General features: G+C 38.7%; 24 protein-coding genes and 1 pseudogene. 16 read left to right on the top strand and 9 right to left on the bottom strand.

Features of this window, described 5'->3' with window-relative positions; genetic code table 11:
* Positions 1–2 precede the first annotated feature (2 nt).
* The 16 genes from A3CY_RS0118650 to A3CY_RS0118725 are packed head-to-tail and all read left to right on the top strand — an operon-like array spanning position 3 to position 12,434.
* Positions 3–320: a DUF4133 domain-containing protein gene (locus A3CY_RS0118650; RefSeq protein WP_018339472.1), complete on the top strand. Its 318-nt coding sequence runs from the start codon at positions 3–5 to the stop codon at positions 318–320.
* A complete protein-coding gene (locus A3CY_RS0118655) occupies positions 313–2,781 on the top strand; it encodes a TraG family conjugative transposon ATPase (protein WP_018339473.1) in 2,469 nt (822 codons plus the stop codon). Before A3CY_RS0118650 ends, A3CY_RS0118655 begins: the two co-directional genes overlap by 8 nt.
* A gap of 15 nt (positions 2,782–2,796) precedes the next feature.
* Complete coding sequence (locus A3CY_RS0118660) at positions 2,797–3,147, top strand: DUF3876 domain-containing protein (RefSeq protein ID WP_018339474.1); 351 nt, start codon at positions 2,797–2,799, stop codon at positions 3,145–3,147.
* Positions 3,144–3,764, top strand: a complete 621-nt coding sequence (locus A3CY_RS0118665; RefSeq protein WP_018339475.1) for a DUF4141 domain-containing protein — start codon at positions 3,144–3,146, stop codon at positions 3,762–3,764. Before A3CY_RS0118660 ends, A3CY_RS0118665 begins: the two co-directional genes overlap by 4 nt.
* A 14-nt stretch (positions 3,765–3,778) precedes the next feature.
* On the top strand, positions 3,779–4,768 hold the full coding sequence (gene traJ / locus A3CY_RS0118670; protein ID WP_018339476.1) for a conjugative transposon protein TraJ: 990 nt from the start codon (positions 3,779–3,781) through the stop codon (positions 4,766–4,768).
* 4 nt (positions 4,769–4,772) lie between these two features.
* Positions 4,773–5,393, top strand: coding sequence for a conjugative transposon protein TraK (traK, locus tag A3CY_RS0118675; RefSeq protein ID WP_018339477.1), 621 nt, complete (start codon positions 4,773–4,775; stop codon positions 5,391–5,393).
* Positions 5,390–5,641, top strand: coding sequence for a TraL conjugative transposon family protein (locus A3CY_RS0118680; protein ID WP_018339478.1), 252 nt, complete (start codon positions 5,390–5,392; stop codon positions 5,639–5,641). Before traK ends, A3CY_RS0118680 begins: the two co-directional genes overlap by 4 nt.
* A complete protein-coding gene (gene traM, locus A3CY_RS0118685; protein ID WP_169503705.1) occupies positions 5,625–6,875 on the top strand; it encodes a conjugative transposon protein TraM in 1,251 nt (416 codons plus the stop codon). Before A3CY_RS0118680 ends, traM begins: the two co-directional genes overlap by 17 nt.
* 9 nt (positions 6,876–6,884) lie before the next feature.
* Complete coding sequence (traN, locus tag A3CY_RS0118690) at positions 6,885–7,697, top strand: conjugative transposon protein TraN (protein WP_018339480.1); 813 nt, start codon at positions 6,885–6,887, stop codon at positions 7,695–7,697.
* A 1-nt stretch (position 7,698) separates the two neighbouring features.
* Positions 7,699–8,274 carry a conjugal transfer protein TraO gene (locus A3CY_RS0118695; RefSeq protein ID WP_018339481.1) on the top strand — a complete coding sequence of 192 codons (576 nt, stop codon included), beginning with the start codon at positions 7,699–7,701 and terminating at the stop codon, positions 8,272–8,274.
* 2 nt (positions 8,275–8,276) lie between these two features.
* Positions 8,277–8,744, top strand: a complete 468-nt coding sequence (locus A3CY_RS0118700; RefSeq protein WP_018339482.1) for a hypothetical protein — start codon at positions 8,277–8,279, stop codon at positions 8,742–8,744.
* 2 nt (positions 8,745–8,746) lie between these two features.
* Positions 8,747–9,556, top strand: coding sequence for a fimbrillin family protein (locus tag A3CY_RS0118705; protein WP_040372055.1), 810 nt, complete (start codon positions 8,747–8,749; stop codon positions 9,554–9,556).
* A gap of 56 nt (positions 9,557–9,612) precedes the next feature.
* A complete protein-coding gene (locus A3CY_RS0118710; RefSeq protein WP_169503706.1) occupies positions 9,613–10,386 on the top strand; it encodes a fimbrillin family protein in 774 nt (257 codons plus the stop codon).
* A gap of 47 nt (positions 10,387–10,433) precedes the next feature.
* A complete protein-coding gene (locus A3CY_RS0118715) occupies positions 10,434–11,351 on the top strand; it encodes a fimbrillin family protein (protein ID WP_018339485.1) in 918 nt (305 codons plus the stop codon).
* A gap of 45 nt (positions 11,352–11,396) precedes the next feature.
* Positions 11,397–11,807 carry a DUF3872 domain-containing protein gene (locus A3CY_RS0118720; protein WP_018339486.1) on the top strand — a complete coding sequence of 137 codons (411 nt, stop codon included), beginning with the start codon at positions 11,397–11,399 and terminating at the stop codon, positions 11,805–11,807.
* Positions 11,808–12,434 (top strand): hypothetical protein, encoded by a 627-nt coding sequence (locus tag A3CY_RS0118725; protein ID WP_018339487.1) that lies wholly within the window; start codon positions 11,808–11,810, stop codon positions 12,432–12,434.
* A 236-nt stretch (positions 12,435–12,670) separates the two neighbouring features.
* Here A3CY_RS0118725 and A3CY_RS0118730 read toward each other — a convergent pair whose 3' ends face one another.
* From A3CY_RS0118730 to A3CY_RS23210, 9 genes and pseudogenes are all read right to left on the bottom strand, one after another.
* Positions 12,671–14,320 (bottom strand): ParB/RepB/Spo0J family partition protein, encoded by a 1,650-nt coding sequence (locus tag A3CY_RS0118730; RefSeq protein ID WP_018339488.1) that lies wholly within the window; start codon positions 14,318–14,320, stop codon positions 12,671–12,673.
* A 34-nt stretch (positions 14,321–14,354) separates the two neighbouring features.
* The gene (locus A3CY_RS0118735; protein ID WP_026207873.1) at positions 14,355–14,657 is read right to left on the bottom strand and encodes a hypothetical protein; all 303 of its coding nucleotides are present in this window, start codon (positions 14,655–14,657) and stop codon (positions 14,355–14,357) included.
* Positions 14,658–14,697: 40 nt separating this feature from the next.
* Positions 14,698–15,207 (bottom strand): hypothetical protein, encoded by a 510-nt coding sequence (locus tag A3CY_RS0118740; RefSeq protein ID WP_018339490.1) that lies wholly within the window; start codon positions 15,205–15,207, stop codon positions 14,698–14,700.
* Between the two features lie 304 nt (positions 15,208–15,511).
* Positions 15,512–15,697, bottom strand: coding sequence for a hypothetical protein (locus A3CY_RS0118750; protein WP_018339492.1), 186 nt, complete (start codon positions 15,695–15,697; stop codon positions 15,512–15,514).
* Between the two features lie 7 nt (positions 15,698–15,704).
* Positions 15,705–15,912: pseudogene (locus A3CY_RS22605) on the bottom strand (DUF3873 family protein).
* A 6-nt stretch (positions 15,913–15,918) separates the two neighbouring features.
* Positions 15,919–16,125 carry a hypothetical protein gene (locus A3CY_RS0118760; protein ID WP_018339494.1) on the bottom strand — a complete coding sequence of 69 codons (207 nt, stop codon included), beginning with the start codon at positions 16,123–16,125 and terminating at the stop codon, positions 15,919–15,921.
* Complete coding sequence (locus tag A3CY_RS0118765) at positions 16,122–16,388, bottom strand: hypothetical protein (protein WP_018339495.1); 267 nt, start codon at positions 16,386–16,388, stop codon at positions 16,122–16,124. The genes A3CY_RS0118760 and A3CY_RS0118765 overlap by 4 nt, the downstream gene beginning before the upstream one ends.
* Positions 16,389–16,440: 52 nt before the next feature.
* Positions 16,441–16,968: an antirestriction protein ArdA gene (locus tag A3CY_RS0118770; RefSeq protein ID WP_018339496.1), complete on the bottom strand. Its 528-nt coding sequence runs from the start codon at positions 16,966–16,968 to the stop codon at positions 16,441–16,443.
* Positions 16,969–17,042: 74 nt separating this feature from the next.
* On the bottom strand, positions 17,043–17,288 hold the full coding sequence (locus A3CY_RS23210) for a hypothetical protein (RefSeq protein WP_040372056.1): 246 nt from the start codon (positions 17,286–17,288) through the stop codon (positions 17,043–17,045).
* Positions 17,289–17,457 lie beyond the last annotated feature (169 nt).

Genomic DNA, 17,457 nt, shown 5'->3' on the forward strand with positions numbered 1-17,457 from the left:
TTATGAAATATCAGATTTATAAAGGAGTCGGTAAATCAGTTGAGTTCAGGGGATTGAAAAGTCAATACCTTTTAATTTTTGCGGTCGGGCTATTGACAATATTCTTTGTGGTTATCGTGTTATTTATGGTCGGGGTGAATAATTTATTTTGTATCGTGTTCGGGTTAATTGCCGCTTCCGTGTTGGTTTGGTTAACTTTTAAGCTAAATAGGGTATACGGGGAACACGGGGTAATGAAATTGTTCGCGAATAAACATCGTCCTCGCTTCTTGATTAATCGGAAATTAATTCATCATTTTATTAAGCAAAATCATGCGTAATACACTAAAAGCGACGACGCTAGAAAATAAATTGCCTTTGCTGTCCGTTGAAAATGATTGTATTATTTCAAAGGATGCAGACATTACGGTATGTTTTCGTGTGGAGTTACCGGAAATTTTTACTATTACGGCTGCCGAGTACGAACAAATACACGGTGCTTGGGTAAAAGCTATTAGCGTGTTACCTGAATATTCGGTTGTGCATAAGCAAGATTGGTTTATCGAGGAAAAATACGAAGCTGATTTTGAAAAAGAAATGACTTTTTTAGAGCGTTCGTCGGAACTACATTTTAATGAACGTCCGTATTTAGAGCATAGTTGTTATTTGTATTTAACGAAGACAACGAAACAGCGAGCCCGTCAACAAAGTAACTTTTCCACGCTTTGCCGTGGAAATATTATCCCGGGTGAAGTAAACAAAGAATCTTTTACCTGTTTTCGTGAAAGCGTGGAGCAGTTTAAAAAAATAATGGATGATTCAGGGTGTATCAGGTTGACAAGATTAACCGGGGATGAAATTATCGGAACGCCGGAATCAACGGGATTGATAGAAAAATATTTGTCGTTATCAGACACGGGTTATTTGCATGATATTGAGTTACACGCGGATCATGTACGCGTGGGAGATAAAACAACTTGTTTACACACGTTGTCAGATGTGGAAGATTTGCCGGGTTTTGTCAACACAGATACGGAAAATAAGAGGTATTCGACAACTCTTTCTTTTGGCGGAAATTTGGGATTGCTGTTAGATTGTAATCATATCTATAATCAGTATGTGTTTTTGGATTCAACCCCGGAAATTTTACAAAAATTTGAAAAGTCCGCCCGGACGATGCTCTCGCTCTCCCGTTATAGCCGAGCCAATCAAATTAACCAACAGTGGATGGAGTTATTTTTGAATGCAGCGCATTCCAAAGGCCTCATGGCGGTTCGTTGTCATGCGAATGTCATAGCTTGGAGTGAAAACGTTTCGGAGTTAAAACGGGTGAAGAATGAAGTCGGTAGTCAGATTACCGCGATGGGCTGTAAGGCTCGTTATAATATAAGCGATGCCGCGACACTTTTTTGGGCAGCAATGCCCGGTAACGCTGGTGATTTTCCAGCCGAAGAGTCATTTTTTACATTTGTTGAACAAGCTGTTTGTTTTTTTTCGTCAGAAACGAACTATAAAACTTCTCTTAGTCCGTTCGGTATTAAAATGTGTGATCGCACAGGGAAACCTTTACACGTTGATATTTCAGACTTACCAATGAAAAAAGGTATTATCACGAACCGCAATAAGTTTATCTTAGGGCCGTCAGGGTCGGGAAAATCTTTTTTCACTAACCACATGGTACGCCAGTATTACGAACAGGGGGCGCACGTGCTATTAGTAGATACGGGTAACAGTTACTTGGGGCTGTCTCAGCTTATCCACAACCGCACGTTCGGTGAGGACGGGATTTATTTCACGTACACCAACGAGAACCCGATAGCGTTTAACCCTTTCTACGTGGAAGATGGTTTTTTTGACATTGAAAAGAAAGAGAGTATTAAAACGCTTATCCTGACCCTGTGGAAAAGGGACGATGAAGCACCCACACGGGCGGAAGAAGTGGCTTTGTCGAACGTTGTTAGTTCCTATATCGAACTGATTACGAAGGATCGTTCGGTTACTCCCTGCTTTAATACGTTTTACGAGTATGTGAAAACCGATTACCGGGAACACCTGCAAGAAAAGAACGTCCGGGAAAAGGATTTCGATATAGATAATTTCCTAAACGTGCTTGAACCCTATTACAAGGACGGTGAATACGACTATCTGCTGAACTCCGACAAAGAACTGGATTTGCTACACAAACGTTTCATTGTATTTGAGTTGGATAATATCAAAGACCACAAGATTTTATTCCCGATAACGACTATTATCATTATGGAAGCCTTCATAAACAAGATGCGCAAGTTGAAGGGAATAAGGAAATTAATACTAATCGAGGAAGCATGGAAAGCGATTGCATCGGCGAACATGGCAGACTACATCAAGTATCTCTATAAAACCGTCAGAAAGTATTTCGGAGAAGCGGTTGTAGTCACGCAAGAGATTGAGGATATTATTTCTTCCTCTATCGTGAAAGAGAGTATCATCAATAACTCGGATTGTAAAATCCTGCTCGACCAACGGAAATACCTTAATAAATTCGATAGCATACAGAACCTTTTGGGACTGACCGACAAGGAGCGTTCGCAAATCTTGTCTATCAACATGGCGAACCATCCCGGGCGGAAATACAAGGAAGTTTTCTTTTCGCTGGGTAGCACGCAGTCGGCAGTGTACGCTACCGAAGTTTCAATTGCGGAATACCTGACGTACACAACAGAAGAATCTGAGAAATTAGAGGTTCTGCGACGAGCTGAAAAATTAGGAAACATCGAATTAGCAATCAAACAGCTTGCCTGTGAAAAACGGGGGAATAATTAATTTAATCATCTTAATATGTTTAAAATGACACGAATAGAGCAAAATGGTTCGGAAAAACGACAAGGTTTTTCTTTAGAGGAAATGGTTGATTTTGCAGATCAGCAAACGGGTAACTCAGAATTGAATTTGGATGATGTTTGTGGGTGTTGGCGAAGTCGAGAGTTAAGCCCATCGCTATTGATATACAAAGATCATAGTCAGTACAGAATAGCAATTCTATGTATTAACGAATACGGGGAAGTAATCCCGGAAATTAATGCTTTGAAAGAAGAAATATTAACTCTTGATGAGGACGATATTTTGAGAGTTTGGGGATTGGGAGAATACGAGAAAATGCAAACGGAACATAATTCGGAAATAGTATGAAGAAGATATTATTAATTATAAGTGTTGTGCTTTCTTCCATGTTCGTGAAGGCACAAATTCCGGTAACAGATGTTGCAAATGTTACGCAGAGTATTGTAAATTCTATCCAACAAATCGTTCACACGTCCTCCACGGCAACGAACATGATAAATAATTTTCAGGAAACGGTTAAACTTTACGAACAAGGTAAGAAGTATTACGATGCTTTAAAAAGCGTGAGTGATTTGGTGAAGGATGCCCGGAAGGTACAAAAAACGGTACTTCTCGTTGGAGAAATCTCTGATATTTTCGTGAATAACTACAAACGGATGTTGACGGATAAAAATTTTACTACAAGAGAGTTAGAGGCTATTTCTTTTGGGTATACACGTTTATTACAGGAGGCTACCGACCTGCTATTGGAATTGAAAAACGTTGTGACTGCTACGAAACTAAGTATGACAGATAAGGAAAGAATTGATCTTGTTGATTGTGTTTACCGGGACGTAAAACATTATCGGGATTTAGTGAATTACTATACGCGACGAACAATTTCTGTTTCTTGGCTCCGATCAAAAAAGAAAAATGATACGGCTAGAGTCTTAAGCCTATATGGAACAGATGAAAGATATTGGTAATTAATAAATAAGATATGGTATTGGGAGAAGGATTTGACAATTTGCATCAAGTGTTACGCAACGCGTACGACGAAATGATGCCCCTTTGTAGTGATATGGCAGATGTTGCGCGTGTTATCGCGGGAATAGGAGCCTTATTCTATATTTCTATGAAAGTTTGGCAAGCTCTCGCTCGTGTAGAACCGATAGATGTCTACCCGTTGTTGCGACCTTTCTGTATTGGTTTATGTATTATGTTTTTTCCGCTTGTCCTGCAAGCAATAAATGGGGTTCTTTCCCCTGTTGTCGTGGGTACGAGTTCGATTTTGTCGAAGCAAGTATTTGATTTAACGGAATACAGGAAACAAAAAGATCGCTTGGAATACGAGGCAATGGTGCGTAATCCGGAAACTGCGTATATCGTGTCGAGTGAGGCGTATGATAAGGAACTGGAACAATTGGGTTGGAGTCCCTCGGATTTGATGACAATGATGGGAATGACTATCGAGAGGCAATTATATGAATTACGTAAAGGTGTAAGGGATGCGTTTCAGGCGTTTTTGGAATTTCTATTCCAGTCGACAGCCTTGATAATAGACACTATCCGAACCTTTTTTCTTGTAGTCCTATCAATACTGGGGCCTATCGTCTTCGCGATAAGCACATTTGAAGGACTGCAAGCATCCTTAACCAATTGGCTTACAAGGTATATTTCTGTTTACTTGTGGCTTCCCGTGTGCGATCTTTTTAGTACATTATTATCTAAGATACAGGTGCTTATGGTGCAAAAAGACATAGCTGCACTGAGTGATCCGTCATTTGTACCTGACGCGAGTAGTGGAGTGTATATTATTTTCATGTTGATTGGCATTTTCGGGTATTTCCTTGTTCCAACCGTGTCGGACTGGATTGTGAAAAGTGGTGGTGTTGGTAATTACCAAAAGCATTTGAATGATACTGCAAATGCTGGAGCTTCTTTAGGAGGAAGTACGGCGGGAAAAATAGCCGGGACAATAATAAAATAATAGTATGTTCAAGAGTTTAAAAAATATTGACAGTAGTTTTAAGCAAGTTCGTTTTGTGGTTATCGTGTTTTTAATCACGTGCGCGGGAATAACGGGATATAGCGTGTATAGCGCCTATAATTTCGCAGAAGCACAACGACAGAAGATTTACGTGCTGGATCAGGGGAAATCTTTAATGCTTGCTTTAGCGCAAGATTTATCCACGAATCGCCCGGTAGAGGCGAGGGCGCACGTGTGTATGTTTCATGAACTTTTTTTCACGATCGCACCGGACAAGCAAGCGATCGAGGGCAACGTAAGACGGGCTTTATTTCTTGCAGATCGTAGCGTGTATAATTGTTATAAGGACTTGGAGGCAAAGGGATATTACAATCGCATGATTAGTGCAAATATTAACCAAAAGATTCAGATTGATAGTGTCATATGTAATTTTAACCACTACCCTTATGCGGTTACTACTTATGCGAAACAACTTATTATTCGTGAAACAAGCGTGACAGAACGCAATCTAGTAACCCGGTGTAATTTACTGAATACTGTAAGAACCGATAATAGCCCGTTTGCTTACATGATTGAGAAATTCGAGATAACTAATAATGAAGATATTAAAACAATAAAACGATGAAAGTATTTAAACGAATACCCGATAAAATAGACTTGCATATAAGAAAGCTATGCAATTGCCTTTCTCCCATGCAAAAAATAGTTTTGACAGTGATACTATTTGCCTTATTCTTTTTGGCTTCTCTTTACACGATTGCATTTACAGCCTACCAGATTGGTAAAAAAGATGGAAAGTTCATACAGATTGAACACGTTCATCCTTCACCGATTATACAGCAAAATAAAAATTTTTATGATGAAATGGAATAACAAAGGAGAGGGGAAACAATTAACTCCTAAACAACGACTTCAAAGGCAGAAGTTAATCGTGTATCCTATTTTTGCCGTGATCTTTATATTCGTGATGTATTTTATATTCGTTCCTTCGTCAACAAGAAAGGATAATATTGAGGAGGTGAATGGTTATAACGTGAATATACCTGTGTCGGAAGGTGATAATATAACGAATGATAAAAAGGCAGCTTACGAGGCAGAAGATATTAGGCAGAAGCAAAACGAGAGGAAGACATTAGAGGATTATGCTTTTGAACTTACCGCACGGGAAGAAGAGAGTAAATCATTATCACTTTTACCAGAAAAAGAGGATCAGGCAACAGGTGTAGTTACTTCGGTAACGACATATAAAGATTTAACGAAAGAGATGCAATCTTTTTATCAGCCCATTAATAAAGAAGATCGAGAAAAAGAAAATTTGCAGCGACAAATTGAACAATTACAGCAACAATTACAGGGAATACAGCCTCAACCGAATCAACAGGAATTGATGGAAGAATCTTATAAACTTGCTGCCAAATACCTAAATCCCACACAAGTTCAAACAACCTCTACTCCAGTTCAAAATAATCAACCAACTAATAAAAACACAGTATTGGTTCAACCAGACAATGAAAAGGTAATTACCCGCCTTGGGGATGTAACAGACTCCACGTTTATTCGTTCTTTTAGTAAAAAAAGGAATTTCGGATTTAACACGATCTCATCGAAACACACCTTTTGTCAAGTTAACACGATTCAAGCTTGTGTGAGCAATAATCAAGTATTAATTTTTGACAAATCCGATACCCCAATTGTCACGTTAAGATTGCTAGAAAATATCAGGATCAAAGATATTTGTATTCCCAAAAACACATTACTAATTGCCGAGGCAAAGCTACAATCTGAACGTTTACAGCTTGCGATAAAAAACATTCAATATGCTGGATACAATATTCCTGTATACCTCAAAATACTTGATCTAAACGGGCAAGAAGGAATTTATATTCCGTCTTCTGTTGAGTCTAATTCTGTCAAAGACATTGCAGGAAATACCGTAGGGAACGCGGGTACATCTATCAATTTAGGGAATAATGCAGGCCAACAACTTATCACAGATGTTTCCCGTGAAATAATTCAAGGTGCGACCAGCTATTTGAATAAAAAAATAAAAGTCACGAAAGTAACTATAAAAACAAATTACAGAGTATTACTCATTAACCAACAATAAAATAGTTCAATGAAAAAATTAATTATATATCTAATATTAGTATTTACCTGCTCTATACTCAAAGCGCAGGAAATAAAAAGTTATAACTTACAAGTTACTTTTAATCAAACTGTTCATATTCTTTTTCCCTCGTCAATAAAATACGTGGATTTAGGTTCTATTGATCTAATTGCAGAAAAAGTCGAAAACTCCGAAAACGTGTTAAAAATCAAAGCATCCGTGGAAGACTTCACGGAAACCAACATGACTGTAATTTGTTCGGATGGTACGTTTTACTCGTTCAAGGTCACTTATGCAAAAGCACTCACGAAATTGAATATTACAATTGCAAACGAGATATACACAACAAATTTTGGGGATGTATCTACTCGACAAGTAGAGGCAATAATGCAAGCTATATATAAAGAGAACCGGAATAATATAAAATACTTAGGGTGTAAATTGTTTTCCATTCAAACACTTGTAAAGAGCATCTACGTTCACGAGGGATTATTTTTTATACACATATATATAAAAAATACTTCTAACGTTGGGCTTGATATAGATTTTATCCACTTCAAAATTATAGATAAGAAACTTGTAAAACGAACTGCAATGCAAGAAATCTATTTGGAACCTCTTGCAAGTTACAGCGAGGTAAAACGAGTTCCCGCGCATTCCTCCGTTCGCATGGTATATGTTTTTTCAAAATTTACGATGGTGGATGAGAAACAATTTACAATCGAGTTGTATGAAAAAGATGGTGCTAGGGATCAAATTATTCGTGTTGAAAATCAAGACTTTGAATGCGCTAAAACAATCGAAAAATTAAAAGTAAAATAGGATGAAAAGATTGGGATTATTAATTTTAATCGTGCTGTTCATCGGCACGATCCGGGGGTTCTCACAGCGTTGCCTTTCGGGACAATGGGGTATCAAACTTAATTATGGTTGGGGTGATAGTTATCCATTTTTGAAGAAAAAGAATTTGGATTACACGATTGGTTTATCTTTCTTCCGGTACGTTCAAAACCAGAATAAATGGTCTGCTGGCATCGAATACACGGAAAAACGTTTTTGTTACAAGTGCAATGCTGTTCCTGTTTGTCAATTCCTAATTTCAGGAGGATACTATAAAAACATTTTATCTAATCGAATGAAAAGTTTATTTTTCAATCTTGGGGGGATGTTTTTTGCGGGTTATGAATCTGTAAATTGGGGCGTGAAAAATTTCTGCGATGGGGCTATTCTGAAAAATCAAAATTGTTTTATTGCGGGAGGAGCTTTAGCGGTAGAATTGGAAACCTACATCACGAATCGTTTTCTTGTTTCTTGTCGTGCTAGAGAGAAGATTCTATTTAATTCTATCAAGACATTTCATTTTCAGTATTCCATAGGGATTAAATTTATTATTAAATAGTTATGAGAAAAATAATCATGTTTATCTTGTTTGTTTTTGTCGCATTTGGGTTTTATGCCTGTAATGAATGTACGGATTGCGAAGAGAATACCCGAACACTGGCACTTTATATTAAAGCGCAAGGAAATGCAAAAGATAGCGTTATTAGGATAGAAGGAAATCTTTACAATGTAGAAACAGGTACTCGCACCCCGTTCTCCACGGAACAACGAGATAGTATCTATTGCTCTAATTTCGAGATATTTGAAAACTTTCATTGGGTGACGCTAGAATTATATATTTACTTAAATGGGGACAGGGACATGAAGCAAATCGCAATTGATTTAGCGGGTAAGATCGAATTGTCAGATTCCCGTGTACAAATCTTAAATCTTAATGTAGTTGTTGGATTACTGGGCTTAGAAGTTAATTACCCAGATTATCAACTCGGAGATCAAGTAAAAGACGATTTAGAAATTAAAGCAGAGTAACAATGAAAATAACTATATTACTAATATGTATGTGTTTGGGATGTTCTTGTGTCCGAAAGGAAATTTTAGAAAATTTTCCAATCCCTTTAAATATAAACATTGCGTCTTTGTCACGCGGGACAACGCCGCTTCTTGATGGTGCAGAACTCGGAGTTTACATTGCGGAAAATTCTCCGGAAAATGATTATGATGGTGTTGCGTATCAGAATATTCATGCGATCATTAAAAATGGCGAGTTAGAACTTGACGAGGACATCATGTTAAGTTCAACGATGGCTAACATATACGTGTATTCGCCTTACAAAACAACTTTTACCGATCCACGTGCGACTAGAGTAACAACGAAGGCGAGTCCGGACTTTTTATTAGGTAAGGTCGAAGGTATAAACAATCTTAACCCAAATGCTAATATTATACTACAACACATGTATTCCGTTATTCGGTTTAAGATAAGAAACCTTTCCGGTAGCACATTTTATTCAAGTATCCTGAATATAACATTAAGAAATAACGAAGGCTATACAAACCTATCTGTTATGGGAAAGGTGGATATGAAAGACTGTTCGATAGTACCTGCTTTGCCTAGCGCGCACGCGGTTTCTATTTCGTTCAGCCCGTCGTATAAAATTTCAAGTGATTTTCCTGACGACGACAATAGCATATCAATGACCGTGATTCCAACTCCTGTGTTATCAGGAGAAATGATTTTAGAAGTCGTTTTTTCTCCAACGAGTAAACGTTCTTTTGAAATTCCCCTGACAAATTGGGAATGCGGGAAGATTTACACTTACAATTTATCAATAACCAATTGAAAATACATAAAACAAGCAGACATGAGAACATTAATATATTTTCAATTTTTCTGTTGGTGAGTTGCACGAAAAAAACAGAGATAAATAATGATAATTCCGTACGCTTAGAAATTAGCTTGGAATCCGATTTGTCCCGTTCCACGTCAGCAAGTTCACTGCCTGTTGGTAGTGAAATAGGCATTTTTATCGTCGAATCCGTAAACATGGAAGCGATTTATGACGGGGAGGAAGAAAAGTATCGTAATATTCGTGTGGTTAGGACAATTGACGGTTGGAGAATGGATCAGGACGTGATTTTAAAATCATTCCCCGGAAAAGTTGTTGCTTATTATCCATATGAAGAGGGGCTTACAGATATGTATATCCCTCTAAATTCGGAAAAAGACAGGACTTTTCTTTTTGGTCAAGGTGAAACCGAAGTCAGCGAGAGTTCGCCGAAAGTGTTGATCCGGATGCAATCTCCTTTCACGATCGCCCGGTTTTGGCTGAAACAATCTGCTCCCGGAAGTTCAGTATTCGCGACAGAACTGCGGCTGCGGAACTTCGACCCGCATTTTAGTCTTTGCACACGAGGACACGTTAATCTAGCCTCTCAATCCATTAATTCAATTCTCTCTAGTCCACATGTAAGCGTGATTGATGACCAAGGATATATCTGGTTTACAGACAAGTATAAACACGTGGATTTTTTCGTGTTTCCGTGCCGAATGCGCACTGCTGAAATCATATTCGAGGCACGCATAGATGATCGTTATTATCAATATGTAATTCCTCCAGCGACTTGGATTCCGGGTATGGTAAACGAGTACTATCTCACGTTCAATAATTGAATAGCTATATAACGTCTTATTTTTTTATTAATCTAAAATTTATTTTTATGAAGACAATTTATTTTTTTATCGCTGTATTTGTAAGTGCATTTTTTTGCACGAGTTGTTCTAAACCCGATGCAGAGATCACACCATTAAGGAATGAATTAAACGTATCGACTAATTTAGAGGCAATGACCTCTAGGGCTTCGTTTCCAACGAGTACGGAAATGGGTCTTTTCGTTACCTCCGGAAACTTGGGCGGGGTGTATGACAACACAAGCGCAAACAGTAATGTTAAAGCGGTTTTAGGTGCTTCCGGTTGGGTGTTAACACCCCCGGTTTATCTCTCGGCTAATAATGCAACGATTTACGCTTATACTCCTTATTCCTCGTCAGTGTCAAGTGGAACGAGTATTCCGGTAAATGTTACTTCTGCGGTTGCAGACTATTGCTACGGGAAATCGTCCGGCACTATTAACGCTAAAAGTCCCACGGCAACAATAACAATGTCGCACGCCCTAACTAAGGTTCGTTTCAAAATCTCTAAGGCATCGACCTACACAGGAACGGGAAAACTCACGGAAATCTCGATCAACGGTAGTACAAACAACACGATTTGCGCACAAGGTTCGTTAAACATTAACACGGGAGTAATCACTGCAACCACCACCTCAGCGCATACCATAACTAAAACAAATTCATCTGGTCTTTACACGATCACGGCATCAGCCCCAACGGATGCGCAAGCGGCGGTTTTAGATTTTACTCTTATCCCCGCCACGTTCCAAGCGAAGGAAATTAGTATGAGTTTCACAATTGATGGTAAAATTTTCACCTTTTCCGTTCCGGCAGGAACTTGGGAGAAATCGAAAATCAATACTTACACTTTAAGCCTTGGAGGTACTGGATTAACTATGAGTAATGTGTCTGTAACTGTCACGGAGTGGGCCGCGGGAGTATCAGCATCGGGAGAACTTAAATAAATTATTCATCAAGAGGGGGATTTCCCCCTCTAATTTTCCTAAAAAATGAAAAGGTACATATTATATATAGTATTATTATACATTCTTGGGAATGGGTGTAATGATAAGCTGGAGATTCAGCAAGCATATAAATTTGCGATCGAAACAATGCCTGTCCAAAACCAAATAACGGAGAATGAAACGGTTGAAATTCGTTTTGAAATAAAACGGGAGGGTGAGTATAAAGACACGAAATATTACATCCGGTATTTCCAGCCTTCCGGGAAGGGAATACTAAAAACAAGCGATAAAATTGAATTTACGCCAAATGACCGCTACCCACTCTCGGACACGATATTTCGCTTGTATTATACCTCTAATAGTACAGACCTGCAAACGATCGACGTGTATGTTGAAGATTCTTTCGGACAAGTGGAAAAAGTAACGTTTAGTTTTACAAATCATAATAAAGAATGAATGGAAAACGACAAATTACTTGAATTAGTAGAACGAGATCCTTTTTTGCTTAGAAAAATGAGAAATGATGTGAAAACAAGAGAAATTTGTCGCATAGCGTTGGAAGCCTTACCGGGGCAAATCCCGAAGTATGACTTAATTTCAGATGTTCCATATGCAGATGTATGTTTAGAAATTTTACAAAAAGATTGCAAGAGCAAGACTGACGCGATCATGTGCGCGATAAATATATCTGATACGGTTATGAACGAGGAGATCGCTGAATTTATTCTTGAAAAAAATCCTCTTGCTTTTCCCATCTTAAAAGATACTTACCTTTCTCCCGAGTTGTGTTTTCTTGTTGACCAGAGTAACCCTAATTATTTTAACAAATACCCTTCCATGTTGCCAGCTCGTGTCAGGGAAACCGTGAACGTGTTCACGTTATCAAGGATGCTTGAACGGCGATGGGGATGCGGAGAGAATTTTTCGTTAGACGAGTTAAAGGAAATTTTACAAGGTAAACCTTTTCATATTAAAGAATCGTCCTCGGGGAAAAATGTATTTATGGAATTAGAAGGTGGTAAATTTCGCATTTTACCGGAAGAAAAGAAAATACGAGAAATAAAAAAGGGACGTAAATTATAATGAAATTTTTGAAAATGATTTCTTTGGAGGAGTGATTAACGAAGAAGAACGTGGAAAAGCTATGATGAACTGAGAAGTATTTGTGCTGAATATTTGGGAAAAGGTATGAAAGATGTAAAGAGAAATCGCCCGCGGCTTCTGCCGCGGGCGATTTCTCTTTCTTTCCCCAAAAAGAAAAACGAGCGGGCCAATATATTTCCACGCTCGTTAATTAATCCGATGAATTTCAATATGGATTACGCGGCTTTCTTGCTCGCTTCTTGCATTTTCTTTTTTCCTTGTTTTAGTTGCTTCTTGATAGAGGCAATTTGTTCTTTTATTTTCTTGAAACGCTTGTTATACACCTCCGTGTATTTTTGTTCGATTTTTTCCACGTCATCATGGAAATGCTCTTTCGCGAAAGCTATAAAATAGTCGGAAGTAACCCCTTTCCCGAAGGCGGTACGGAACCCTTTCACTAGAAAATCTCTTTTAATGATAGTCTTTAGCTCTTCGGATAGTCCTCGTTCCACGATTTCTTTCTTCTCATTCTCGCTAACATAGTACGTGTCTTTAGTAACGCCTAAATCTTGATAATGCTTCCTGTCGAGAGCATCGAGAAGAAAGAAGTACAAATATTTTTCCTCGCTTTCTGAAAATTCAGAGTGCGGTATATCGTTTTCTTCGATGAATGCCTTCGTGTCCTTGATCGTGTTGATCGTTTTTAATTCTGTATTTCTTTTGTCCTTGTCTTGAAGGGATTTAAGTTCTTTATGCAGTTCATTTTCTTGACTTTTCGCCTCATGTTCTTGATACTGAAAAACGATATTTTTATCTTGAATTACCGCAAATCTTGTTAAAGAACCTTGTTCTTCTTTCTGTTCAAGTAATTTAATGCTTTCGTAATACTCTTGCATTTTGTTTTGATAAAGTTGCGAGAAGTGTTCCTTTTCTTCTTCTGTTTCAACGTTGGAAAAATCGGGTTGTTTCGGTTCGTTCGGATAATAACGACAATTCGCGTTATCCTTTATTTCATATTCCTGTAAAAGAAGACGTTCAATCACGGTATCATTAGTTTGACTATACACGGGTTTACAGAGAACGGCAAGCGGATTTTCTTGTTTTATCCGGATGGCTTCGGCTGTTAGGTAGCTTGCGTTTTTCTCTTGTAGGCAAGTTGGATTCACGCATTTCCCGCTATCCTCACAGAATAGTGAAAAATTTGCCGTGTTGTGGGGACAAGAGGCACATTCTTGCTTATCAAATTTGTAATCCTTTAAACTCATTGTGTAGTTGGATTCGATTCTTTTTTTCACGGCTTCTTGGGGCAAGTTGAACCAATTGGAATATGAAGTTTTATCAAAAAATCTCGAATGAACATCTTTTTGAACATCCTCGGAATATTCACAGATAACCGCGGCAACCCCGATACCAATTTCTCCTGTTTGAAGGAGTTCCGCGAAATCGGCAATAAGATGATTAAGTTTTAAACGTACACGGATATATTTTTCGCTTTTTCCTGTACGGGAAATTAACTCGTTGATGTCCCCGTTTGTTTGCAATAACTTTTCGTATGCTTTCGCTTCCTCGATAGGGGAAATATCTTCTCTCTGAATATTTTCGATTAGGCACAATTCTTGTGCTTCTTCCGCTGTTACATCCTTGATGTAAGCGTTGATAGATTTCCAACCGAGTAATTGGGCGGCACGGAAACGCCGTTCGCCGCAAATAATGGCGTATTGGTTTTTCCCGACAGACCGGAGGGTAAGTGGATTTATTAACCCGCTATTTTGTATACTATCGGCAAGTTCTTGAATGCTCGCGTTATCAAAACATTCCCGCACGTTTGCTTCATTCGGTTGAATCTCGTTTAAACTGACTTGTTGAAAAAATTCTTTTGTTTTCATGGTATTAATTTTAAATATTTGAAGTGATTATGATTTAGGCGCAATGGTTACGGGAGTACAAGCCTACCGCGATAGCTTTGGCTTTCTCGCGTGAAACCTTGCGGAGTTTACCCCCGACACATACGTAACAATTCTTTGTATCCTTGACTCTCTCTACCTGTAAATATGAGAATGGTGCATTATAGCAAATTAGATTCGTCCCTTTCGAGGAATACCCCCAAAGGAAATTTCCGTTGTATGATTTAAGGTCTTTCTTGTCAGCCTCGAAGTCTTGGGATACGGTTGTATTTTCGTTTTTCACGATATCTTTCATTCTATTGATAATATGTTTTTTCATGATAATATTGATTTAATGTTGATAATGCTCAATTTTGCGATCATGCCGCCTTGTTTTTAATAACTTCTTCTTCCACTTTTTTTCCCATAGCCTCCACGTTCTTGTATTTCTGTTTTAGTTTTGCCTTGATTTTTTGCAAACGTTCATCAGTGGTGGGATCAAAGAATAAGTTATTTTGGGTTTCGTGTATTATGTATTGTTCCATAATTCGCTTTAGCCTTGTTACTTGTGCTTTGGTTGCCGCGAAGCATGATAGTAGCGTGTTGAATCCTGTTTCTAGTCCTGTCCGTTTGTCATAGTAGTGATAATACGTTTTTATTTCTTCGCGGGGATATTGGCAAGTATATTTAGCCAATCTCCAATTAATTAGCCATCGCCACCGATCAAGCATTTGCCGGGGAATGTCAATAACGTGTAACGTGTCATAATTATCATAGTCCCTTCGAAGCTGAAACGATATTTTTATCCAGTGTTCGATTTTTAGTTCCCTCTCGGTTTTGGCGAGGTCTTTCGCCTGTTCGAACCAATCGTGTATATTTTCCTGTTTCATTTTTTTATGTGATTTAGATGTTAACTTGCTATTTTTCCTCCCGTTTTTCTTCGTTACTAGATGTATTCTTTGTAGTCCGTGATTTTCTTTCCCGCTTTCTTTGCCCTTCTAATTTCAAGTGGGGAAAGTTTCGCGAAATAGAACGTCTTTTCTTTCGTCCAACACAAGGGTAAATGTTTGCATCTTCGGGTTTTGTTAAACGCGAAACAAAGGGAACACTTGTAGCCGTCTTTTTTCACTTCTCTAATTTCGAGGACTATGTTTTTATATTGAATAAAATCTTCTGCTTGCATAATCTAAACTGTTATATATCCGTTAATTTGCATTTAACCTCTTCGCATTTGTCTTCGAGCCTTAAAATTTCCGATACAAAGAACTCGGTCGTTTCTGCCGCGGGGGTAAAATTTGTAAGGCGATTGCACACTTCTCGGATTAAATTTTCTAGTTTCACGTCCTCGATTTCGGGGCGTGTTTTCTTTTTCTCTTTCATGGCTTTATTATTTAGATTGTTTGTTTTTTATCCATTCTTCCCGTGCCTCCCTGCACTCTTTTAGGGGGGGGCACGCAGCTAAACAATTCCCCGTCTGTATGGCGATAGTCATATTGATAGAAGATATACGGGCGGTCACGAAAAGAAAACCTTTCGTATTTTTCCTCACCCGTGTTTCGGGTCGTAGATACTCCATTTTCTGTTATTCTTGTCATGTTATGTTATATTAAGGCGTTTAAAATCAGTAGTATAAATATAAATATAGCAATCACGTGGAGAACGAGTTTCAACAAGCGTAACAGGACACGGGCGATCAGCACGAAAAGAATTGTTCCCTCTAGTACCCCCGTACCCGTTTTCGCAAGTAGGCAAATCACGATAAACGTGGTGATTATTCCTAAACATCCTATTTTGAAAATTTTTCTCATGATTCAATAATTTTGAAAAAGTACTCGATAGCGGAATGAACGACTACAAAATGGTGTTTGGTTCTAAAATAACCGTAAGGGTTATAAAAGTTCAACGCTAGCATATTATAAAATGTAGGTTCAAATCGTTTGACAAGTCGGTTGATTTCTCGCTTGTTCGCCTTTACCGCACCTTTCATTAACTCTTTCCACGTGCTTATATCTATACAAGAGCAACACGTTTCATATTCAATGGCTTTCACGTTATATGTATTATTTTTCATGGTATTGAATTTTAATGTTTGGGAATAAGGGGGGCGGGATCGCCCCCACGGTTCAACGGCAATAGAAAACATACCCGTCCACGTAATCATACCCGTCCATGAATAAATCACGGGCGTATGCCTCGTAGTCGAAGTATTGTTTCGCGAAATCGGATAGGTCTTCCATTGTTTTAACACATTCTTCCGCAAAGTCTTTTTCGCTATCGTATTCCCCGAAATACTGGTCTTGAAAATCACGTACTAAATCGTCAATATCTTTTTTTGCTATATCGAATGAGTAGTAATCTAGCCAGGCAGAGAAAGCCTCTTGCTTTGTTTTGTCCATTTCATCCATTTTATCGCGAACCTCGAAGAACTTTTCCGATAGCGACGATTCACCAATAAATGCTTCCGGTATATTTTCCCAATCTTGAAACATAAGTTCCGGGTCTTCCTCGTCCGAATGCAGATCACCGCACGCCTCTAAAAATTCCTCCTTATCGCTATAATCCGATAAGTTCATCCACTTGCCCTCGATACTACCACAATTGTATTTGTTGTACGTCCCGACATAAATAGCTGCTTCCTGCAAATTTTCCATAACTCTATTTTTTTCAAGTTGTCGGGATGCCCCCGATCGGCTAACTACTCGCGTTCTGTTCGTCCGTGTCTACTTTAACTGAGGGAGGGAGCTTCGTTTTCTTTTTCCCGTTCCCTTGTCCCTCGCTCCATGTCTACCTCGCCTTTCGGTCGGTCGCTTTCGTTATGCTCTAAGGGTGTCGTGCTCGCGGGACAAAAAAGTTTTTTCAAAAAAATACTACCCGACTGGCTCGTTGCCGAAATCAAAGGAGGGGTGGAGATTTTTTTGTAAAACCGGAGGCTTGAACTTTTTTTCCCGCTGACACGAAACAACCTTTGCATAATCGAATAGCGGCTGACTGATGGCGGGTATAAACAAGAATGCGGGGACAATCGAGGGGGACGGTAAAAGGAAACGAACAAGACAATTGCTTACCGCTCTGCCCCGGAGGGGTGCTTCAATTTTGCGCGAGGATCGCCGCAGTGTACCGTGTACCGCGAAGAGCCGTGT

Origin of the sequence: Butyricimonas synergistica DSM 23225 (genome assembly GCF_000379665.1) — a bacterium.
GTDB classification, from domain to species: domain Bacteria; phylum Bacteroidota; class Bacteroidia; order Bacteroidales; family Marinifilaceae; genus Butyricimonas; species Butyricimonas synergistica.